Source organism: Hahella sp. CR1 (assembly GCF_029813005.1).
In the GTDB taxonomy this organism is placed as follows: domain Bacteria; phylum Pseudomonadota; class Gammaproteobacteria; order Pseudomonadales; family Oleiphilaceae; genus Hahella.
Genome location: NZ_JAPELK010000010.1, coordinates 91,200 through 111,898, shown reverse-complemented (window position 1 = coordinate 111,898; position 20,699 = coordinate 91,200). Strand labels below are relative to the sequence as shown.

Here is a 20,699-nt window from a genome sequence, read left to right as displayed (position 1 = left end):
CCGACTCAACAGTCAAAAGCCTCTATTTCCTTGCGACTACTTGCGCGAGCGTTATGCGCCCCTCTTGCAGGTTACGCCCTTGATTTTGCGCCATAACCTGGAAGTCGCTCCCCATCAATACATGGAACCCCAACGGCGGAAGACCGTTTTTCTGGATCTTTTCAACCAATGAGGTAAACCATGTTCGCGCCGCCTCGGTTGAATCCGTCCAATCCGAAATAACAAAGCCTGCCTCTTCCAACAATTGGCGTAGCTCAACGGGCTCAACAAGAAAGCTCGTTGCCGGCGTGCGCGCCCAGGGGACAGGAAACAACACCGGTCCGGAGGGACCAGCCAGAATGTCATAAATCGCCACTACGCCCCCCGGTTTCAACACACGGTACATCTCACTGTAAAGCTGGGTTTTGTCTGGAATATTCATGGCGACATGCTCACTCCAAACAACATCAAACGTCTCATCCTCAAACGGCAGATTAACGGCGTCTCCCTGGCGATACTCAGTCAGAGCCTGCAGGCCGACTTTAGCGGACAACATAGCCGCGGCGCGCCAGTATTCCTCCGTCAGATCTACTCCAGTAACGCGACAGCCAAACTTCTGTGCGAGACAACGCGAGGTCCCGCCAATACCGCTACCGACATCAAGCACCCGCTTCTTCGCATCCAACGCCACCACATGGGCCAGCTCAAGCGTCGCCGCCCGACCGCGAATATGGAACGCATCAATCGGCGTCAAGTCTTCCGGGGTGAGCTGATCCAAATCTTTCCCCGCGCGCGCCAAAGCCGCCAATATAAGGCTACCCACGTCCGGGCGGGTATAGTGGCTCTCTATCGCTTCATTGACTTGATGGGGCATATAAAGTCCTTCTTGTCATAATCATGCTTGCGCGTTATCTGTTTTAATATCGCCCTTCTGCGCTGAAGCCTCAATAGCCGCTGCACTTATTCACTCTTATCAGTCCACGAGCATTAGTCCGAACTTCTCCACCTCTTTGCTCGACAGCCTTTCCTTTATGAGATCTTTTTTGGCTTCAGGCAACGTTGTTTGATCAACCAGCACTTGCCATTCGCCAAGCAGTTTACGGTTATATAACCACTCGTAATGGCGGGCGAATAGTTTTTGAGTCAGACGTTTATCGGTAGCTTTTACAGTGTCGATAATTTCCTGGTCTTCATTCGTCGACGCATAAAAATACAATCCGGAGATCGCCCCTTCACATACCGCCATTGCTTCACTTTCCGCGTTGGGAAGGCAGTATTTCTGGATGGCCGCCAATGTCGCAGACAACCCCTGCTGACTTGAAACAGCCAACAATTGTTTCTTCGCCGCCTGGACTCTTTTTACAACGTCAAGACAAGGTTGATAATTAGCCGATTTGCAGTCTTGCAACCCAGATTCCGAGGCGGGAAACTCCAGCCCATTATGCGCCAGCCATAATGTGAGAAACTCTGATTCAACTGATTGAGAGTCGACTTCTACATCCCGATCAGAAGCGCAAGCGATTGGAAACAAAGACATGGAAAAAATGACCATGCACCTGCATAAATTTTTTCTCAATCTGACCATTTTTTGCTTCATAGCTCAGTCCACTAATAGGTAGCCCATCCAGGTGATCCAAGTGTTGTTGGCGTTTTTTCTATTCTTTCCATAACATTGCTGATTGTAGAGGGTCTGTCTAGCACCCCAAAATCAACCTTGCGCACGGCTCCCTCTGCCTTAACTTTAAATATATCACTCCATCTCTTTGCAAAGCTGCTTGTATAGCAACCATAAAACTTAGATGGTGTTTTTGACGAGTTGGAGAACTTATTAATGAGAGATTTATTTAAGTTAATAGAGTCCACTTCAACAATATCGGAGGTATGAGAAACAGGTTCACGTGCTTTGTTATGATCCAAGCTCAAAAATAGGCCTGCACCAGAGGCGTGTCCGCTATACCAGACGCGACTAATACTATCGTCTAGAAGCGTTTGCAAGTAGTCCCAAAAGTCTTGAGGCTTCGATATCCCCTTATATTTAATACTATGCTTCGCTGCAACCTGCTGCATTCTATGAATGTAGTTGTGCGCACCCTTGTCTTTTACTTTCTCCGTCGCAGCTTTTCTAATAGAGTGCAACCAATATCCATCGCTCTGGGCCATTTCCACTTTAGAAATTTCGCTGTCATCGTCCCACCTGTTTTTGTACGATGGTTCGTAAACCAGCCAATGTACAATCTCTCCGGCTTGTTTCTTATACAGATTGCGAACTGCCGCTAATTGAACAGGAACGAAATAGTTTGTCCAACTTTGGTCATGCGCTTTATCACAGCCAACAAACTTACCTGGCCCACCTATTAAGATAATAAAATTCTTGACGCTCGTTTGATCTCCTTGTCAATTAAAAGTTCTATCCCCGCACGTACTCTGGCAAACTCACAGTAGTTATTTGACGCTAACTTAACCTACTCTTTAAAGTCAAAGCATATTCATCCGCCAAGCTAAGGTATTTATGTCCGAAATACGCACTATCGAATGCATCGTAGACAACCGCACCCTGATTCTGGCCCTGGACGAGTTGTATCGTCGGCGCATGCAGTCTTTTGAAGTGAATACGCTCCTGCCAGCGGCCAAAGCGGTGGCGAAGGTATTGGATGTAGAGCCATGTAGTGGGCCGGTAGAGGGTTACTATGCAGAGACAGAAGCACTAACAGAGTACTTTCAGTTCATGCGCTCTTTACAACAACAAGAAGCGCATTCCGCAGACAAGATGAAAGAGATGCCTGAATTTCGTCAGTTGCTGGAAGTCTGCAACGCGGCGATTTATGGCGCTGGAGCCAACCATAGCGGGCTCTTGCCTTCACGACATGATCCCCTCTACTACGCACTAAATGCGCTGCCCCCTGATGAGTGGGCTTTGGCGACATTGACGGAATTGGCGGCGAACATCGCCCAGGAGAAAGACGATTATTCATTGGTCGGCATCGCCTCTTTATCCAAGGAGCCCTTACTGATTGCCGCATTACGTGAAAGCTGCGTCTTGTATGGGGCGGTTGCGGCAGGATGCGCGCCCGGCGTTTCTCCGGTTCAATACCAATACATCTGGAAAGTCGACCAAGAAATTGAAGACGCCTGCAATCGATTCATCAACGAGTTCAATGCATTGACGCAAAGCGACATCCTTCCTGCGACGGCTGATAACGCTGAATATTTCTATGACGCCGCGGGGAGTGCGAATATTACCGGTCGCTGTGTTCGCATTGGCTATGACGACAGCGTTTATCCCACCCGACATTACCACTGGGCGATTAACGACAGACGCAAAGTCGAGGAATTTTGGAGCGATGAGCTGTGGACGACGCAGCGCTATTGCGACGAAAAGCTTTGGCCCTGAAACAACTGTTGGCGAAGCAGAAATGATCACACACGGACTCAGAAAAGGGGCGGCTGCGACGATAATTCTGGCGGCGACATCTGTCGCCCTTTTGAGTCCACAAGCGTCAGCGCAAGACGACACAGCTTCCACCACGACACAGAACTGCAGCGCCATGTACAAGTCGCTCGGCGCCTACACGCTCATCCTGGAAGACCTTAAAAAGCGCTACGCCGGTGTGAGCGATGGAGAGATCACTAATATAAAAGCGACGTCCACATGGAGCTACGTCGTATCAATCGCCCGCGAAGAACGCATTGAGAAAATCACCTACAAGGTCAACTTAAACCCGGATTGCACCATACAAATTCTTGAGCGCGCCGAGACGGCGGTCACCCCTGACCTCAGCCATTAGCCTTTGCTGGAAAACTTTTCTTGGGGATACACAGACAACGATGGGCAAAGTATTAGAGAAAGTCATAGACAACCGCATGCTGTTAATCGGGCTAAACTAAATACGCCCCCTCACCCCGTTCGCCCTGAGCCTGTCGAAGGGCCTCCCAGAGCGCTAGCCCCAATAGAGCCCACTTTCAGTGGAAGCTATTCACCCCTGGATCAGTAACACTTCTTGTATCGCGGGTACTGCCAGCCCTTCGACAGGCTCAGGGCGAACGGAGTATTGGTTGTTGTGATGCCAATCCGGCGTTCAAATAACGCCCTTTATCCGAAAAGAAACAGAAATACTGAGCAAACCCCAAGCAAAAACCCCACCCCATTCGCCCTGAGCTTGTCGAAGGGCTTCCCAGAGCGCAGGTCCAATAGAATCCCCCTCAGTGGAAGCCATTTTCCCGCTGAACTCAAAGCAATATTCCTCTCTCGAAGAACACGTGCCGTCATACACCAAAAAATCGCTGCGAAATCTCCGCCGGCGGCAATGGTCTGCTATACAGATATCCCTGCGCCTGATCGCAATTCATACTGGTGAGTATACGGGCCTGTGCGGCGTCCTCAACACCTTCGGCCACGACGATCAATCCCAGTTCCTGGCTCAGGGCGATAATGTGTTTCGCCAACGCTTTGCATTTGTCAGAGTGATCTATTCCTGACACGAAGCTGCGATCCAGTTTCAGTTTATGCAGCGGCAGTTTGTTCAGATAACTGAGGGAGGAAAAGCCGGTTCCGAAGTCGTCGATCAAGAATTTGAAGCCGAGCTCCAGCATCTTTTTCATGTTGCAGAGGGCGCTGTCGAAGTCTTTCAGAAAGCAGCTTTCTGTGACTTCAAGCTGAATCAGTGCGCTATCCACGCCAGCGCGAGTTACGATTGATTCAATTTCCTGCGCCGTCTCCGATCTCATTAACTGGATGGTGGACAGGTTGATCGTCACCGGAACCAGCTGATCTGGATACTGGCGTTTCCACGTCGCCAGTTGTGAACACACTTCTTCCACCACCCAGCGTCCTATCTCGGCGATAGCGCCGGTCGCCTCCGCCACGGGAATGAAGTCTGCGGGAGAGACATTTCCCAGCGTCTCATCCCGCCAACGCAACAATGCCTCCAGTGACTGCAAGCGTCCTGATTTGAGGTCAATGATCGGCTGATAGTGCAGATGAAGGGATTGGTTAGCGATCGCTGAGCGCAAACGCTGCTCAATGGCGAATGCTTTTGACGCTTCATCGGACAACGTCTGTGAGTAATATTGCACGTGCGCGCACGCCCCGACGGATTTGGAGCATCTGGCGGCGTTTTCCAGCAATGAAGTGGCGTCCTCGCCGTCATGAGGATAGCTGGTGACGCCCACATTGGCTTCCAGATGCAGCTCCACGCCGCCTACATCCACGGGCTGGTTAAAAAGATCATTCAGCTCAAAAGGAATGGGGTCGCGCAAATGGCCCGGGGTTCTTTCGTAGCGAGGGCTTTTCGATTTGTTGGTGAACACCGCAAAACGATCTCCAGACAAACGTGCGACCGATCCTTTGTTTTTTATCGCCGCCTTGATCCGCTTGCCAATAACGACCAGCGCTTTATTGGCGTTGTCTTTCCCCCAGGCGTTGATGACATTGGAGAAACGGCAGATATTTACAACGCAGACGGTGACGGAGTCCAGGCTTCCGGCAATCTTGAGACGCTGTTCGAGACGGTCCAGAAAAAGGCGCTGGTTAGGCAGTCCGGTCAGTGGGTCAAAATACGCGGACATCACCGTTTCCTGCTGCAGCCGCGTCAGTTTCACGGACTGCAACAGTTCGCTCTCCAACAACTTTGCGAAGTTCACCAAGCGCTTTCGGTCACGTTCAGTCAGTTTGCGCGGCTTTCTGTCAATCAGGCAGCAGGTGCCGACCGGCAGGCCCGACGGGCCTCTGATTACCGCGCCAGCGTAAAACCGGATGTTGGGCTCGCCTATGACCAGGGGATTCAAGCAGAAACGCGGGTCATCGTGAGCGTCCTCCACCACCATGGCTTCGGGCTCAAAGATAGCGTGGCCGCAAAATGAAATCTCTCTGGACGTTTCGGGAACATTGAGACCATGCATAGACTTAAACCACTGCCGATCGCGATCAACCAGAGACAACAACACGATGGGCGCGTCAAAAACATCCGCTATCAGCGCGGTGATGCGGTCAAACCGTTCTTCAGCATCCGTGTCGAGAATTTTAAGGCTTTCAAGGTCTTTTAGACGCAGCGCTTCATTATCAGGTATTGGCGGGGGAATGAAGCCTTTGGAAACACTTTTATTCTTCGCCGAGCACATGCTTCGCCCTCTCTCCTCCGGATCTTATTTCCTTATCTGATTACGGGGTAACTCCTGGCGCAGCTCACTTCAACACGCTATCGCGGCTTTTATGAGCCGTATAAATAAATTTAGCCCAACCCGTCATCATTCCCTATTCGATTACGCCAAATTCTTCCTCTTTTTTGACTCAACTCAGCCGACGGCCGCAGATTCAGGGCTGCGGCCGTCGTGACGACTTTGCTCAGTAGATCAATGGGGGAACCGGTGCTTCCGGCGTGGATGCCAGCTATCCGTTTCTATCATCAGCGGCGGGAACTGGCTGTTGGCGACGTCTTGCCAGGGTACGAACTTGAAGTTGGTGTTATCCCTTTTTTTGCCCTCGTCATCCAGCTCATCCGGGGTGTTGTCGCCATCCTGCACAACCAACAGGCCATAGGGGAAGTCAGGTCCCATATTGACGTTGATGACAGCGCCGCCATCGGTTTCCTGGGTTCCGTCCGTATAAGGGCCGTCGACTATGGCGAATTCTCCCACATAGGCGTTGCTCCCCTGCCGATCATAGACGACGTAACGGTCGTCCCCCTGACTGGAGGCCAGCAGATAGCCGGATTTACCTGGCCCGTAATAGATCGTCAGCCCTTCGACGTCCGCCTTCAGATGCTGACCGCCATGTCCTGGGTCCTGATCCCACAACAGCGTGCAGACGTACTCCTCTTCCTGTTCATCCCACTCTCGCGTGTAAGGCACGCCATAGGACGCCACCACATCCACCAGCTCCGCCTCATCAGGATCATCCATGGGGATGCGCCAGACGCCCACTTGCTCCTGTGCGGCGTATAGCACCTGATTGCGCTCGTCGATCACCATGCCTTCCACTTGCGGGTCTTGATCGTCATCGTCCTGGCAGGGGGTCCATTCCACATCATCAGATAACTCAAATTCATCGGGCAGGTCCGTCAAATCATCCACTTCATAAGTCATGAGACCTTCTTTGGTCACCTTGAACTCAGCAATAGCCAAATCCGAGTCTTTGCGCTGACTGATCACCGCATAGCCGTCCTTGTGCTTTTTCCGTTTGGATACGGCTAAGCCATAGCCCGTGCGCTGCTCGTTCACCTCGTCCTGATCATCGGAGAAAATCCAGGGGGCGTCTGGCGAGGTCACATCCGTCAACGGCGCAATATCCTCACCGTTGTAGTCTGGATTGATGCGATAGAAGCGCAGCTTGTCAGCGCCGCGATCAATGACCACAGCGAAATCGTTTTCATGTTTGTGGCTCTTTAAACCGTATACCAGATCAACATTATTAAAGCGTCCGGGCACATCGCCAGCGCTGGGAGGCAATGGCACGTCAATGTGCTGCAGCGTTTGTCCCTGCATGTTAAATACAACGAGACCGCCCTCTTTCAAGGTGGCGATAACCAGACTTTTAGCGGGATCTTCAGGGTGCGCCCAAATGGCGGGATCGTCCGCATCGGAGTTCTTACCGGCGTCATCGTCATAAAATGCTTCCGTCTCAAAACGAGCGACAACTTCGGGAGGAGCGGCAAGTGCCTGTGCAGAGAGTGCGGCGAGTGTAAAAGGCAGTAATTTAGCGAGTTTCATTCCTTCAATTTCCTTGTGGTTTCTTATCCTGGGCGCACAATGAATTTCCATTGCATTGAGGAACTTAGCGCGTTTTTATGACAATTCAAATCGCCTCTTGGGGTTACCGCTTTTGACCATCCTCGGACGATAGCTCACAACATAAACCGGTATTGCGCACGGCCTCCAGGTCTTCTTCCAGCGTCAGGGTTTGCTCAGCCCTGGCCAGGGCCAATCGGGAATGCTTAACCGCCATGTCGCGCATGGACCCGTCGCCAAAATGGGCCAACGCATACAGCGTTTCCTGCAGCCGGATGTGTACTATCGGCGCGTCCGCCCCTTCTCTGGCGATCGCGGTGAACGCATCGTCGAACATATCCCACAAAGACAATTCAGGCGCCTGCACGCGATCAAATTCACAGCTCTCAGCAGCCTCTGTCTTTTCCTCCGGGGACATCCATTGCACGAATAAACGCCCCATGGCGCCGACAATGTCCCGCGCCGTTCCAAGATCGTTCACCGCGGGAGATAATCCGCGAATAGCGATCTCGGACAGCACCGTCAAACCAAAGCAGGGATCTTCATCAAATATTCGGTTGCGCCCGATGACAAAGGCGTTCTCGAACTTATCCGTCTCAAGCTCCTTATCGCCGCCAACGATGAAGGCGATAGGAATGCTGGGAGAAACAAAAGCGCCCGGCAACGCCGCAATCCGAATATGCACATCGTATTTCTTTGCGCAGGCTTGCAGTTTGTTGCACTCGATATGCTGGACGTAGCCGACTTGCCGGGTATATAGCGGGCGCCCGTCACCAGAGGAGCCTTCGATTTCCGCACAGCGCATCGTAGGCTGCGCGCGTCGACGCTTCAGCGACTGCGACGTGGCGGTCTCAACTTTTTCGATCACCGAACCCAGACGCCCCAAACGGGCGATGCGATCCACCCAACGCACGAAGGTGACGATCACCACCGACAATATCGCAAGCGTAATGGAGCACAGCACGAATCGCCCGCTGTTGCCGTAATAGCCGTTCATCAGCGCGACCAGCGCCACAATGCTGAAAATAAAGGCGCCAATAAAGGTGGACAACGCATTCTGCGAAACATCATCGGCGATCACCAGCGCGAACGTACGAGGGGTCGCGGTACTGGCGGCGGACGCATAGGCGGACACCATGGAAGCCACCGCCAAGGTGGCGATAACCAGCATGCTGGCGGCGCAGATCTTCAACAGCTCAATCAAAGATTCCTTCGACACCTCCGGCGTCCACTGCTCCCACCCCATCTCAGCACCAAACGAATCCGCCCCCCTGGACGCCAGCGCCGCCGCAATGGAAAGCAAACAGACAATCAACGGCTTGATCCAAAGCCGCTCCCTGATACGGTTGAGAATAAACTCCAACTTATCGAGCATTCCGTTTCTCTCCTTGGATAGCGGAAGTTATTGCATCTCAGCACTACGCCCTTATTTTCTCTGACTATCAAAGTATATAGCTTCTATTAGTCGTTTACTTACGGGCATTGTTGAAGATTATAATACTGAGAAAGCACACTCCAGGCCGGCCTCATTACAGGTTCGCCGTTACTATTGAACCCAGAAACAAGCCCATACCAGCGATTATCTTTATACGGATAATCGTTCCCACCGACCCAGGCAAACTTTGCATATTTATTTTTACGCCAACAGACTGAAGCACCCAAAAAACCTTCGTAAGCCGCTTTTTGATCAGCAGTCGTTGAGTCCATACGAATGTTCTTTCCAAACTCATCAATCCATAAAGGCTTATTAGTCACGGAGTGATATGCTTCTAGAGTATTATTCGTAACCTCAGCATAATCGACCCAATGTGAGCCGCTTGGCAAGTCTATGTATATTGAAGCCGCTATAACTGGAACAGTTGGGGTATTTTTTTCAATCCAAGTCGCCAATATACTAATCAGCCTTGAGTCATTAATCCCCTCTTCATTACCGATGACTTCATAAGTTGAATTCAATTCTGGATAGTACTGCTCTTTCCATGACCACATTTCCTTAATCCAGCTGGCATGACTTTCAGATATCTCACCTGGTTGATCACATCCCTGGACAGAGCATGGAGAAAGGTCGCCACCAATTACAACCATCCCCAAGTTCGTGTAGTCTAAATTATCCAGCCAAGTCTTATACCAGAGCTTGTCTCTGTCATAGGGATGTTTATCCTGCATTTTGCCATTATCCTTATTACCATCTTCCATCTTGATCGTATAAGGATCTAAAACCAACTCTATGGTAAACCAATCAGCTTGACCGCCAGTCCGAGTTATCCTCATAAAATCATTGACCTTTTGTATCAATGATAGACTTGGAACCGGATTCTCATTCGCCTTACCATAGTGGTCAGCGTCAACTAAAATTCGTATCCAATTAACTCCAGCGTTATGATATTCATTCAAGAGACTGTCAATTTTCCTCCTGACTTCCGGGTCGTACTGGTTATTTAACACCCATGGAAAGTCTTGATGTACACCATCCAAATAGAAAAACGTCACCCCTCTCACATCACCACTAACACTAGCTGATGCTGACAGACTACATACTGAGCCAATTAGCCAAGTAAACAAAATCAAAGCACGTGATAAAATTTTCACCGAATCATTCCATTTAAATTAATAAAAGCATAGCCACTTGTTCATTAATCGTTCACAACTTCAGTTCTCACTCTCCTATTTACAATGCCAACAAGAACGACATATTGTGTCACTTAATTTAAATAAGTTTAAGTCTATTCAGACTAAATTCATTATGGGTGACACTCATTTATTTCATTTAATCTCTTTCTAGAAGGCTTGAGCCCAGCCCCAATCCACGCAATAATCCCCCACCCCGTTTTTATACGTTATTTACACCCGTTTTAGTCACTACGGGGCGGTCATACAGGTAGCTAAGATGTACGATTTATCATTGAAAGTTAAAGGTTTTCAGAATACAGCGTCAGCGAAGCACGGCAGTTGCCTTGCGCAGTGCGAAACGCTGGCCGGGAAGATTTTTGTGGATACGGATCAGCGTTGTGATCTGTACGCGCTGAACGCCATGCATTATCACTTGCGCCTACCCAGCAAGCTGATTGTCGACCCCACCATCAGTCAGTTTTTTGATGTTCCGTCCAATTATCAGCCTGAAGTGTTCGTGGGCGATATGATGGATTTGAAACGCTGCCTCAGCGACATGATGGCCCGTTTCGGCGTCGCCAAGCATCACCGCGCCATTTCCGTCAATATGAGTAGCGTCGACCAGTTGCTGACGCTTTGGTCCACGGCGACAGCTAAGAAAACCGGGGATCGTCTGGTGAAGCATGTGGGCTCCGCCAGCGGCAGAATCAGGGCGTATTATTCGTGAGACCGCTGACATTGGTCTTGCGGACGCCCAGTCCAGACCAAAAGTCTTCGGGATAACTTAACTCCGGGGTTCCCACCCAGCCCCGGACGATATTCAGCTCATAGCCCTCCTCCAGCTTTTTGTAGCTGACGCTATGAGCGACGATCGCATCCCAATCCCCGGTGTATTGAATGTCAGAGAACGTCTCAGGGTAAGCGCCGGTGCGAACCTTGTGCAGTTCGATCAAAGCAATGGCGGTTTTGAAATGCTGGTCGCCGAATTTCTGGTCTGACTCTTCCTTCAGCCCGTCGATCATGTCGCATCCGCTTAACGCCAATATCAACAGCAGAAGGCTCAGTCTTTTACTCAATGCGTTTGTCATCATTCCGCCCTGGTGGGCTGGCTGGCGAACCACTCAGGCCGAGTCGCCACGCCAGAAATTGAATACCCGTTTGGTTATTCAAATAAGGTAAAGGACGAAATTATAACGAAGGACGGCGCGGCGACCCAGCCCAGCCGTCCTTTGAGATAACAGAGAGTTCAACGGCTAACCTAAACCGTATCGCTCCTTACAACTCATATTCCACGATCAGTTTTGGCGCGCGGCTGCTCTCTCTGCTTTCGATGTCCACGCCGTTGCTGGTTCCGTCGGAAGACAACACCAGGCCGTTATTCGGCGCGCCGGATAGCCAGCTTTGCACCAACTCTATGCCGGCCGCGCCCAAATTAACCGACAGCGAGCCATTGTTGGACGGGGTGAACGTGGCGACTTTGCCGCCGGAGGTTTCCGCATCGCTCCATTGGGCGGCGCTCTCGCTCCAGTCTCCTTTGGCGGAGTACAGGGAGTAGGAGCCGCTGGAAGGGTCGACAATGGAAAATTCGGCTTTCACGCTGGTGATTTTCGCCTGCGCCGGCAAGTCGCTCAGATTCCAATGCATCAGTACGCGCAGTTCCTGACCGCCGTCGCTGCCGTCCGCTTCCAAACGACTGCTATTGCGTCGACGACCTTGCGAGCCGACCGAAACGTCCTGATCGGAGGAAAACGACTTGGCGCCCCGTCCTGAAGAGTCATCACCGGCTTGGTGAGCGACAATAAGTTTGGCGGCCTGTCCGCCTTCTCTGGAGACAAAATCAACGCCGTCGGACGTGCCCATGCTGGCGATAATCAACCCCTTATTGGCTTCCTGACCGTTGATCCAGCCCTCCACCAGGCGACGACCTTCCTCGTTCAGCCCAATGCTCACGCTGCCTTTGCTGGAAGGCGTAACGCTTCCTACTTTGACGCCGGTAGAGGCGTCATTCCAGTCCGCGCCATTTTCCGACCAGGATGCGGAGCCGGCATAAACGCCGTATTCACCGCCGGAACTATTGACCACCTGCAGCGCCAGCTCCACGGAGTCTACGCTGGAGTCGGCAGGTATCGCGCTCAAGTCCCAGGACAACAGCGCGCGCAGTTCCTGACCGCCATCGGAGCCGTCTGCGTAAACTTCATCGCCGTTGTTGTGGAAACCGTTACTGCCTACGGTCACGTCCTGCATCGCCGCCAAGGTTGTGGAATCGCCATCGCCTGGATCGCCCGGACCAGGATCATCTCCGCCGCCCTTGACCTGGGTAAGGCCGTCGCCGGACCGCGTTAACGTCATGATTTCACCGACGCTCTGCGGTTTCCACAAGTTAAGACCGGAAGGCAGCGCCAGAGGATCGGCATCCCGTTGCGCTTTGGAGAGCGCCGTTACATCGCCTTCGCCGGAAAAACGCGCTGTGCGCACCAGCACCTCGTCGCCAGAGAACTGCACGATTTTCAGCTGCGCGAAGCTGTCCTGATCGATGATCCAGTTTGCATAACGATCCGCTGACCTGGTGGGCGCGCCCCAACTGCCCTCGCCCACATACAAGGTGCCGGCGGACGCCTGCGCATAACCATCGTTGTCCGGAACCACCGGCCAGGTGTATTTCACCAGGTGGCTGTCCGACTCGAAAGACAGGTTCATCTTGTAGGCGTAAAACGGTTGCGCCCACTCGTACATCTTGTCGTATTTGGACGGCTTCGATGTCGTGCGAGGAAACATCGGTTTGTGGTACTGGGTCATGCGCCAGGTCACGCTGGAGCCATCGGAGGCCAGATCCGCCTTCAACCAGTCCATCTGCTCGCGCCATTCCGCTTCGTATCCAGAGTTCCTAAACTCCGTGTTAAGCGTGTAGAAACGGGCTTGTCCGCCGCCGATGGTGAAAGCGAAATAGGTATCGTCGAGGGAGCAGGAACCATCTTTGTTGGCGTCCACACCGAACACCTTACAGATAAAGGTCTGATCGTTATCCTCGTGGTTGCCAACTGTTGGAACCAACGGATACACCCGTTTGTAATCCACCCCGTCGATGACATCGTTGGAGTAGGTTTCGGTCCAGTTATCCAGCCATTCATCCACTTCACTGGCGCGGTTATCGTCGGTAAGGTCGCCGCCAAAAAGCACGAACTGAGGCCGAACTTTACTGACCAGACGGTTACCCTGACGTCGCGCCGTCGGGTTACTGCGAGAGTCGCCGCCGGCGATGAAGGTCAGGTCCGCCGCGTTGTCCGACGCCGTGGTAAACCAGAAACGCTCGCCGCAACCTTTACTGTCGCAGGCGCGAAAGTAGTAGTTAGAGCCGGGTTGCAGGTTCGTCAGACGCACGAAATAACTGCGCAGGCTACCATCGAAGGTATAGTTCTTCTGGTAAGCAGTATTCTCCCAGCTGTTCTCATCCGTGCTGTCGCCCCACAGAAGATAGGGTGAACCGCCAGAACCCTCGGAAAAAGCGACAATGGCTTCATGGGCGGGATCGTGGTCCCAGACCACGCGAATCTGCGTCGGCGCGGCCAACGCAGTGGACCCGGTCGCCGCCAGGGTTAAACCGGCGAGCACGGCGATTATGGGTTTATCGTTATTCATCGGTTGTAGATTTCTCCAAGTAGTTTAAGACATCGCGACGTCCGGCCTGCCGCAGCCGGATGTTCCCCACGTCGCTCCCTTGCTCATCTCCGCTACTGCTCCATGGAAGACACCAGTCTCGCCCACGCAGCCGTACGCGGAGGCAAGGCCTGTTCACTTCCCTGATAAAAATTGAATGTCATGACGCTGAAATCGCTACCATCTCCATCCCGCACCGTGGAGGACCAATAGGGCCCAACGGCGGTTCGGGGAAACAAGTAGGCGTTGATCATGGGTTGGCCAGGATAGGTTTCCCGGTCCATCAAGGAGCGCAACTCCTCAATGGTCGGCAAACGCCAGGAGGCGACGCCGCAGTATCGAACCCGATTCAGCGCCGCAATCAGATCATCAGTGTCGCAAGGCTGAATATGGTCGCCCAGAATGCAGCTGCCCCGCCCCGCTTCGCCGCGGTCATTCAACCGCCAGGAAAAACTGGATTTGTAGTGATGGACATTTTCCTGCCAGCTCTTCACTTCCCAAATCACGTTATTGCGGGCGTCCGCCACACATGCCCAAGGCCCCACCTTGGGCGCCACTTCCGCGCCGTTTGCATCCAGCTTGCGCCAACGCGCCAGTTCCGCCTGTATGCGACGTTGCGCATGTTCGCTGGAAGCGCCGGCGTCCTGCCCGCCGTTAACGGTCATGGCCACAATCATCGCCGCCGGCGCCAGGATGCTGACGCCGATGGCGGAAATTATCTGGGTGCGCTGTCGTTGACTCATGGCCGCACCCTCAAGCGAATGGGTCGATGGTGATAGCCATGGCGGGTTTGCGCATGATCAAAAGGCGCCACCCACATAAACACGCCATCCTCAATGGGAATATCAAAGGCCGACCCCGTCTCGCGAGCGCGGGCCAGCTCCAGATACCAGCGTCCGTCCTTCCATTGCGCGCGGCCGCGCACATCTCCCCGGTCGCCTTCGTAATGGCTCATCCACAGCACCGAGGGCAGACTGCCGCCCACCGGCGTCTCGTCTCGTTCCGCCCGATAGGTGCGCGAGCCATACCAGGTCATGGCGTTCTCCTCCTTGGTAACGCCCGGCCCTTCTCGCGGAATACGCAGAGGCGTCACGCCGCTGGTGCGGAACCAGTCCCAGTTCTGACGCACGCCGCCGTCTTCCACCGGATCAGGTTGATAGCCCGCCTTGTAACGGGGACAAAACGCGCAGGCCGCTTCCGGTTTGCCGAAGTGATCATCATCCAGCACCGCCATGTCGCCCCCGCGCACCGCCTTCCAGTGCCAGACGTCGCGAATGGAGCCATCCGTCGTGTAGTGATAACCGCGTCCGGAGCGACTGGCCGGATAGCCCTCCAGAGGATGTCCGCCCAGATGAATACTGTTATCGCCGCCAAATCCGCCGCCTTTGGATAGCATCACCGCCAGCTTGTCTTCGTAATAGACGCGCTCGTCATCTTTCTCGAACCCCGCATGCAGCGCCTTCCAGCCGGTCTCCGTCTTTTGCAGGGGAAGATGACTGTAATCAGCATGAGCATCCGGCCAGCTAATAGAGAAATACACCGTGTAAGGATTCGCCAGGGCGCGCACTTCAACCGGGACAGCGGTATGGTAGTCGTTGCCTTGATAGGTAGTGACCGTCACCGGGTCAGCAGTCGCCCAGGCGGCTTCGTCCGGCGACCCGTCAATCTGAATACGCTCTTTTTCCGCCAAGGGCGCCACCAGCAGTTCCTGACTGTCCGCGCCGCCGCCCCACCATAGCGCTGCGCCCGCGGCGCAGGAAACAGCCAGCAGTCCCAGACCCTGAGAGAATTTGCGAGGGATAAAGACCGCAGGCAAAAACCGCCCGCCTCGCAACGCCAGCTGCTCCGTCAGGTGAGCGGCAATCAGGATCAGCAACGCCAGCGCGCCCCAGTAATGAATCGCCAGGACCCAGTCCAGCACACCCACGCCAATGCCCAGATAGAACACGGCTCCACTGAGAAGCTGCACCGGCAAGGTGAGATACAACGCTCTTATCAGCAGTCCTTTAGAACGGGTTGGAGCTACGCCAGCGCGATTTTTAATCCAGGCGAATAAAACAGTAAGACTGACGGCCAGCCATCCAAGCGCAGAGCCAAGATGCCAGGAAATCATGTCGCCTTGCGGCGCAATGGCCGTCCAATACTGTTGCAATGGCCAGTCGCCATCCGCCGCCAGACGCATGCCGCTGGCCAGACTGACGGTAAACAAAGAGATCGCACAGAGGTGAAGTAAAACGCGTAACCAATGAGATGCGGGAAAGATCATTGTAGTTTCTGTTGTTATCGGTTTAATGCACTCCACCCGCTGTCGGAGTGGGCTTAAGGAGATGCGTGATTAAATGTGACTATCAATAGCGTTACTTCAATATAAATCATTGTCGAATAAGGACTTTTCATCCTAGAACCCGAACGCCGCCGCGACAATTGCCTTTCCTGCATAGTCCAATCGAGTGAAATCAACAGGCGAGCCTGCATTGCCGGACGGCTAGCAGCCTAGAGGTTTGCTGTTGCAAGCGCATGACATTCCGGGAGTCGAGCACCGGGAGACCCGCTATGAAGGCGATAGCCCGCCGGTGAGACTTTTCTTAACGGGCAATGACCCGTAGCGATATATGAAGTAAAAGAATGAGCCGCAATAGCGCAGGCTATCTGGAAGAGCCGCGCGTAACGGCAAGCGTTGACGCCGGATGGGTGCAGTGTGAGCGTTCATAAAACATTCCTTATTTCATGAAAACAGAGTACGAAGCACGAGATGGCGCGTGCGGGCGTTGGTCCTGCTTAAATTTTAGCCCGCACGAAATGCAATTCAATCTCATTTACGCGCTTTTCACAACCTGGATCACTGCAGGGAGTGAGCCTGCGCACAAACTGATGCTTTCAGGCGCTTCAGAATCCCAGGCTGGCGCCAGCGCCCAACAACGTCGCAATTCCCAACGCGACAAAGATCAACGCCGCAACGCCGTGCACCAGCCGCACCGGCATGCGGTGGGCGATGCGGTCGCCAAGCAATACGGCGGGAGCGTTGGCGATCATCATCCCTAAAGTCGTACCGGCCACTACCCAGAAGAACGAGGAGTATTGCGCCGCCAGCGCGACGGTGGCCACTTGGGTTTTGTCCCCCATTTCCGCCAGGAAGAAGGCGATGACTGTCGTGCCGAACACGCCCAGTTTGGCGAATTTGGCTTCACTTTCATCGAACTTGTCAGGCACCAGCATCCACCCCGCCATGGCGATGAACGACACGCCCAGCACCCAGCGCAGTATCTCCGGCGTCACCAGAGAAGTGACCCAGGCGCCCAGCGCGCCGGCAAAGGCGTGATTGACGATGGTGGCCACGAAAATGCCAAGGATAATGGGAACCGGCTTGCGGAATTTGGCGGCGAGAATAAACGCCAATAATTGGGTCTTGTCGCCAATCTCTGCGAGGGCGACGATGCCGGTGGAAATCAGGAAAGCTTGCATTCGGGATATCTCCTGGGCCGGACTTAACCATATGACTACGCCACGCCCCGGCCCAACCGGTGCGGCATAGTCAAAGGTCTTGCCAAGTTATGGAACCGTTTGCGCCATGGCCTGTGGGCCAAGTGTGTTGACGCAAACCTCTTCAGGGTGAAGAGAGGCTACTCCCCAGTGACGCCGCGTATACTAATGCAATGCGTCGTATAAATCCAGCCGGTGTTTGTATCCAACACCGGCATTCCGCCAGGACGCCGCCTTCCAATGAGAAAACGCCCTGGCGGCAACTCAACGGCTAGGTTTCAGAACCCAATTCATCTTACTTGGAAAACGACTGTCCCCTGCCCGCTCTGGATACGACGCCTTTTACTTCATTGCTGGGAAACTGCTGCTGAGTGTTGATAGGCGCGCCGGGTTGCAGCGCGATGTCGCCCACTTCCAACACGTGTCCGTATATATCCGTGATACGAAAATCAAAAGGCCCCGTCCCCATTCCGGAACGCTCGACAAAGTAGTTGTAGTCCTCTCTGCCGATCTCCTTATAGGCGCCGGTTGATCCGCTTTCCCGATACGCCAGACGGCTTACAGGATAGCGTTGTTCGCGCACCTGTACCGCCGTCCACCACTGGCTCGATCCCTCCATGAAATACAACTGCAGCGAGGGGTAATCACAGGCCACATAATCCCAGCTAATGGGAATGCGCCCCGCCTCCAGGGGTGAAATCTGCGCGAAAGCGGCGTCGGTCAGGTCCACATCGCCGGGGTTGCAACCGGGACAACTGTCATCCACCCGCACCACCACGGACTTGCCGTTATTACGATTGGTCACCCGCACGCAGCCGCCGCAGGCTTGAGAGCCGTTGTAATCGGTCTGGTTCATCGCCGCAGTGAGCATCGCAGGCACGGGAACGCTGCAATGTCCGCCGCCGTTATAGAAGTAGTACGTCCCTTCGCCATGATGGGGAGCGACAGACGTGTGCGGCGCAAGAAGTTGAGTCTCAGCGAGAGAGACGCGTACAAACAGCGACAACAGAATACTGCCGAGAATCAGAAAAGTAGGTTTGTTCATGAGCTTCCTTGTCCTTTGTCATTGGCGGTTGCAAACCTGGCTTCACGACGGCTTGTCAGAAGCCTGTTCGGCCCTTCCTGCGCCGTGGCGAACATCGTGTCTGGTCCCGCGGCGGCAGGACTGCAAGGGCTCTTCGCACACTCTGACACAGGCGGGCTCGGGCTCCCAGCGCCAATGGAACAATTGGGAAGAGATGGGAATAAATCGTGACATTACCTATCATAATCAACAGGTTACAGGCATAACCTTATCGGACGATCAGTTAGTCCATACGCCCGGTTGTTCCCGCTTCGGTCAAGTTTTACTCTGCCTTGCCATGTTAACTTCAAGGATCGACATGCAGAGTCTTCAACAATCCGTAGGAGTCGGCGGCGTCAACAGAAAAGCGGACGTCGTCCTCGCGCAGACGCTTCTCAATCGCTTCGCCAAAACCCACAGTTCACGCCTGGCGGTGGACGGCGTCGCCGGGGGCGCCACAGCCTCCGCCATCAAACGTTTCCAGCGGGATAAAGTCGGTATGAGCAAACCCGACGGCCGCATCGACCCGGGCGGGCGCACCTTGAACGCACTCTTGGGAGGCAAGCATTTACGAATCGCGTGGGGCGGCCGCACCTCCTCCGTTTTCAACAATAAAGTCATTAAAATCGCCGCCGCGATGGATATGTCGCCAGACTACCTTATGGCCTGCATGGCGTTTGAAACCGGCGAGACGTTCAGCCCCCGCATCACCAACGCCGCCGGCAGCGGCGCTATCGGCCTGATCCAGTTCATGCCCGCCACCGCCAAGGCGTTAGGCACCAGCGTTCAGGCGCTGAAGGGGATGTCGGCGGTGCAGCAATTGAAGTATGTAGAGAAATATTTCAGCCCTTACCAGGGGCGTTTGCAGAATCTGGAGGATGTCTATCTCGCGGTTCTGTACCCCGCTGCGGTGGGTATGAATCCGTCCCAGGCGCTGTTCCGGCGCGGTACGCTGACCTATACCCAGAACAGTGGTTTTGACAAAAACAAAGACGGTATCATTACCCCCGCCGAAATTTCACTGAAAGTCCGCGCCGCTTACGAAAAGGGTCTCACGACGGGCTATATGGGATGAGCTATGACCGCACGCCAACGTATTTTATCGCTTTTTCTGATCACTACCGCCGCCTTACCGACGTTCGCTGAAGATACCGATGACTCCACGCTGATCGTCAATTGGGACGGTCGCTACCGGTATGAATCCCAACAGGGAAACACCGCCGGAGGCACGCCGATAATCATGATTCACCTGTTGACCGTGGCCAAAGGAGAAACACCCTGCCGCCTGGAGATCAACGGCTATCAGACGGCGGAAAATCTGCTCTGCGCCGCGGAAACGTCCGGCGCGCGCATCGATATCAATTTTGTCTCCCATGCCGGGGGATCGGTAAAAAACAGTTATGGCGTGGCGGTCTATAAGCCGGGAGAAACCCTGTTTTCCCTGGAGCGCAGCGCGCAGGACGGCGACCTGATTACCCACTGGGGCGCGCTCACGCCAGACGGCGTAAAAAGCCAAAGCGGCGCCTTCTTCGTCAAAGAAGCGCCAGGGGAGCCCCTTTCGCCGCCGCAACAAAAACGCTTAGACTTATCGTCTCCAGACAAGCAAAAGAATGAGTCAAGTGAATGATGAAACTATCCAAAAGGACCTTTACCAGCACACTGCTAACTCTGCTGATCGTCTCCGCTCCCACTCTGGCCTGCGATGAAGATCACGCCGGACCGCAAGCCGGGGCGCCGGCCAACATCGAAAGCGTCATCAAGAAATTGCGCAACGAAGGCGCCATTCCTGAGAGCGCGACTTACGCTGAAGCGGAGGAAGCTGCGCGACAATATTTGCGGGAAAAAACGCATGCTTCCGCGCAGTCAAAAAAGGCCACCGAAAAAACCAAATCCGGAATCAATTCCGGTCAACCTCAGTTCTCGCCCGCTCCCTCCCCAAACAACTCCTGACAAGCACGGCGCGGGCTCCCGGCTCGCGCCACTTATCCTAAAGATTATTTCCCCAAAGTACTGATATTGTAGATTTTTTTCTGGTTTACTAAATAACGCGACCACGTAAGCGCTTGCTTATGGGGGCGTTTTTCGTGAAACAAGGACGTCTTCGGCGTCCCTCAATAATGTGCGTTATTGGGGATGTTTGACCGCTAAGGAAATACCTTATCGGATCGGCAGGGAAACAATAAAACCAAAT

At 53.7% G+C, this 20,699-nt stretch carries 19 protein-coding genes and 1 riboswitch; of the genes, 6 read left to right on the top strand and 13 right to left on the bottom strand.

Annotation, left to right across the window (positions count from 1 at the left end):
* Positions 1 to 22: 22 nt before the first annotated feature.
* From ONV78_RS22390 to ONV78_RS22380, 3 genes are all read right to left on the bottom strand, one after another.
* On the bottom strand, positions 23 to 853 hold the full coding sequence (locus ONV78_RS22390; RefSeq protein ID WP_279506545.1) for a methyltransferase domain-containing protein: 831 nt from the start codon (positions 851 to 853) through the stop codon (positions 23 to 25).
* A 99-nt stretch (positions 854 to 952) separates the two neighbouring features.
* The gene (locus ONV78_RS22385; RefSeq protein ID WP_279506543.1) at positions 953 to 1,576 is read right to left on the bottom strand and encodes a hypothetical protein; all 624 of its coding nucleotides are present in this window, start codon (positions 1,574 to 1,576) and stop codon (positions 953 to 955) included.
* A gap of 11 nt (positions 1,577 to 1,587) precedes the next feature.
* Positions 1,588 to 2,139: a hypothetical protein gene (locus ONV78_RS22380; protein WP_279506541.1), complete on the bottom strand. Its 552-nt coding sequence runs from the start codon at positions 2,137 to 2,139 to the stop codon at positions 1,588 to 1,590.
* 349 nt (positions 2,140 to 2,488) lie between these two features.
* Here ONV78_RS22380 and ONV78_RS22375 point away from each other — a divergent pair, with 349 nt between their 5' ends.
* Together ONV78_RS22375 and ONV78_RS22370 are read left to right on the top strand one after the other, a co-directional pair.
* On the top strand, positions 2,489 to 3,370 hold the full coding sequence (locus ONV78_RS22375; RefSeq protein WP_279506540.1) for a hypothetical protein: 882 nt from the start codon (positions 2,489 to 2,491) through the stop codon (positions 3,368 to 3,370).
* A 22-nt stretch (positions 3,371 to 3,392) separates the two neighbouring features.
* Positions 3,393 to 3,764 carry a hypothetical protein gene (locus ONV78_RS22370; protein ID WP_279506537.1) on the top strand — a complete coding sequence of 124 codons (372 nt, stop codon included), beginning with the start codon at positions 3,393 to 3,395 and terminating at the stop codon, positions 3,762 to 3,764.
* A gap of 478 nt (positions 3,765 to 4,242) precedes the next feature.
* Here ONV78_RS22370 and ONV78_RS22365 read toward each other — a convergent pair whose 3' ends face one another.
* The 4 genes from ONV78_RS22365 to ONV78_RS22350 form a co-directional block, all read right to left on the bottom strand.
* Positions 4,243 to 6,096, bottom strand: coding sequence for an EAL domain-containing protein (locus ONV78_RS22365; RefSeq protein WP_279506535.1), 1,854 nt, complete (start codon positions 6,094 to 6,096; stop codon positions 4,243 to 4,245).
* A gap of 231 nt (positions 6,097 to 6,327) precedes the next feature.
* Complete coding sequence (locus ONV78_RS22360; protein ID WP_279506533.1) at positions 6,328 to 7,683, bottom strand: phytase; 1,356 nt, start codon at positions 7,681 to 7,683, stop codon at positions 6,328 to 6,330.
* Between the two features lie 103 nt (positions 7,684 to 7,786).
* A complete protein-coding gene (locus ONV78_RS22355) occupies positions 7,787 to 9,076 on the bottom strand; it encodes a DUF2254 domain-containing protein (RefSeq protein WP_279506530.1) in 1,290 nt (429 codons plus the stop codon).
* Positions 9,077 to 9,174: 98 nt separating this feature from the next.
* Positions 9,175 to 10,290 (bottom strand): hypothetical protein, encoded by a 1,116-nt coding sequence (locus ONV78_RS22350; protein ID WP_279506529.1) that lies wholly within the window; start codon positions 10,288 to 10,290, stop codon positions 9,175 to 9,177.
* A 298-nt stretch (positions 10,291 to 10,588) separates the two neighbouring features.
* On the opposite strand from ONV78_RS22350, the gene ONV78_RS22345 reads away from it, so the two are divergent.
* Positions 10,589 to 11,038, top strand: a complete 450-nt coding sequence (locus ONV78_RS22345; RefSeq protein ID WP_279506528.1) for a hypothetical protein — start codon at positions 10,589 to 10,591, stop codon at positions 11,036 to 11,038.
* Here the strand turns inward: ONV78_RS22345 and ONV78_RS22340 are convergent.
* The 6 genes from ONV78_RS22340 to ONV78_RS22315 form a co-directional block, all read right to left on the bottom strand.
* A complete protein-coding gene (locus tag ONV78_RS22340; protein WP_279506526.1) occupies positions 11,019 to 11,387 on the bottom strand; it encodes a hypothetical protein in 369 nt (122 codons plus the stop codon). The two genes, ONV78_RS22345 and ONV78_RS22340, sit on opposite strands and share 20 nt — an antisense overlap.
* A gap of 199 nt (positions 11,388 to 11,586) precedes the next feature.
* Complete coding sequence (locus ONV78_RS22335) at positions 11,587 to 13,947, bottom strand: DNRLRE domain-containing protein (RefSeq protein WP_279506524.1); 2,361 nt, start codon at positions 13,945 to 13,947, stop codon at positions 11,587 to 11,589.
* A 92-nt stretch (positions 13,948 to 14,039) separates the two neighbouring features.
* Positions 14,040 to 14,708 carry a DUF1566 domain-containing protein gene (locus ONV78_RS22330; RefSeq protein ID WP_279506522.1) on the bottom strand — a complete coding sequence of 223 codons (669 nt, stop codon included), beginning with the start codon at positions 14,706 to 14,708 and terminating at the stop codon, positions 14,040 to 14,042.
* Positions 14,705 to 16,231: an ethylbenzene dehydrogenase-related protein gene (locus ONV78_RS22325; protein WP_279506519.1), complete on the bottom strand. Its 1,527-nt coding sequence runs from the start codon at positions 16,229 to 16,231 to the stop codon at positions 14,705 to 14,707. Before ONV78_RS22325 ends, ONV78_RS22330 begins: the two co-directional genes overlap by 4 nt.
* 620 nt (positions 16,232 to 16,851) lie before the next feature.
* Entirely contained in the window at positions 16,852 to 17,427 is a 576-nt protein-coding gene (locus ONV78_RS22320; RefSeq protein WP_279506518.1) for a TMEM165/GDT1 family protein, read from the bottom strand.
* A 7-nt stretch (positions 17,428 to 17,434) separates the two neighbouring features.
* A riboswitch (yybP-ykoY riboswitch) is annotated at positions 17,435 to 17,606 on the bottom strand.
* 134 nt (positions 17,607 to 17,740) lie between these two features.
* The gene (locus tag ONV78_RS22315; protein WP_279506517.1) at positions 17,741 to 18,490 is read right to left on the bottom strand and encodes an expansin EXLX1 family cellulose-binding protein; all 750 of its coding nucleotides are present in this window, start codon (positions 18,488 to 18,490) and stop codon (positions 17,741 to 17,743) included.
* Positions 18,491 to 18,827: 337 nt separating this feature from the next.
* Between ONV78_RS22315 and ONV78_RS22310 the strand changes: the two genes are divergently transcribed.
* Genes ONV78_RS22310 through ONV78_RS22300 form a run of 3 tightly spaced genes read left to right on the top strand, consistent with a single transcriptional unit; the run spans position 18,828 to position 20,458 of the window.
* Positions 18,828 to 19,583, top strand: a complete 756-nt coding sequence (locus ONV78_RS22310) for a peptidoglycan-binding protein (RefSeq protein WP_279506515.1) — start codon at positions 18,828 to 18,830, stop codon at positions 19,581 to 19,583.
* 3 nt (positions 19,584 to 19,586) lie between these two features.
* Entirely contained in the window at positions 19,587 to 20,135 is a 549-nt protein-coding gene (locus ONV78_RS22305) for a DUF5991 domain-containing protein (protein WP_279506512.1), read from the top strand.
* Entirely contained in the window at positions 20,132 to 20,458 is a 327-nt protein-coding gene (locus ONV78_RS22300; RefSeq protein WP_279506511.1) for a hypothetical protein, read from the top strand. The genes ONV78_RS22305 and ONV78_RS22300 overlap by 4 nt, the downstream gene beginning before the upstream one ends.
* Positions 20,459 to 20,699: the final 241 nt, after the last annotated feature.

What these genes read in the sequence shown, in the direction of transcription:
- ONV78_RS22390 (WP_279506545.1), bottom strand. Translation starts at nt 853, where the DNA reads ATGCCCCATCAAGTCAATGAAGCGATAGAGAGCCACTATACCCGCCCG.
- ONV78_RS22385 (WP_279506543.1), bottom strand. Translation starts at nt 1,576, where the DNA reads ATGAAGCAAAAAATGGTCAGATTGAGAAAAAATTTATGCAGGTGCATG.
- ONV78_RS22380 (WP_279506541.1), bottom strand. Translation starts at nt 2,139, where the DNA reads ATGGCCCAGAGCGATGGATATTGGTTGCACTCTATTAGAAAAGCTGCG.
- ONV78_RS22375 (WP_279506540.1), top strand. Translation starts at nt 2,489, where the DNA reads ATGTCCGAAATACGCACTATCGAATGCATCGTAGACAACCGCACCCTG.
- ONV78_RS22370 (WP_279506537.1), top strand. Translation starts at nt 3,393, where the DNA reads ATGATCACACACGGACTCAGAAAAGGGGCGGCTGCGACGATAATTCTG.
- ONV78_RS22365 (WP_279506535.1), bottom strand. Translation starts at nt 6,096, where the DNA reads ATGTGCTCGGCGAAGAATAAAAGTGTTTCCAAAGGCTTCATTCCCCCG.
- ONV78_RS22360 (WP_279506533.1), bottom strand. Translation starts at nt 7,683, where the DNA reads ATGAAACTCGCTAAATTACTGCCTTTTACACTCGCCGCACTCTCTGCA.
- ONV78_RS22355 (WP_279506530.1), bottom strand. Translation starts at nt 9,076, where the DNA reads ATGCTCGATAAGTTGGAGTTTATTCTCAACCGTATCAGGGAGCGGCTT.
- ONV78_RS22345 (WP_279506528.1), top strand. Translation starts at nt 10,589, where the DNA reads ATGTACGATTTATCATTGAAAGTTAAAGGTTTTCAGAATACAGCGTCA.
- ONV78_RS22335 (WP_279506524.1), bottom strand. Translation starts at nt 13,947, where the DNA reads ATGAATAACGATAAACCCATAATCGCCGTGCTCGCCGGTTTAACCCTG.
- ONV78_RS22330 (WP_279506522.1), bottom strand. Translation starts at nt 14,708, where the DNA reads ATGAGTCAACGACAGCGCACCCAGATAATTTCCGCCATCGGCGTCAGC.
- ONV78_RS22325 (WP_279506519.1), bottom strand. Translation starts at nt 16,231, where the DNA reads ATGATCTTTCCCGCATCTCATTGGTTACGCGTTTTACTTCACCTCTGT.
- ONV78_RS22320 (WP_279506518.1), bottom strand. Translation starts at nt 17,427, where the DNA reads ATGCAAGCTTTCCTGATTTCCACCGGCATCGTCGCCCTCGCAGAGATT.
- ONV78_RS22315 (WP_279506517.1), bottom strand. Translation starts at nt 18,490, where the DNA reads ATGAACAAACCTACTTTTCTGATTCTCGGCAGTATTCTGTTGTCGCTG.
- ONV78_RS22310 (WP_279506515.1), top strand. Translation starts at nt 18,828, where the DNA reads ATGCAGAGTCTTCAACAATCCGTAGGAGTCGGCGGCGTCAACAGAAAA.
- ONV78_RS22305 (WP_279506512.1), top strand. Translation starts at nt 19,587, where the DNA reads ATGACCGCACGCCAACGTATTTTATCGCTTTTTCTGATCACTACCGCC.
- ONV78_RS22300 (WP_279506511.1), top strand. Translation starts at nt 20,132, where the DNA reads ATGATGAAACTATCCAAAAGGACCTTTACCAGCACACTGCTAACTCTG.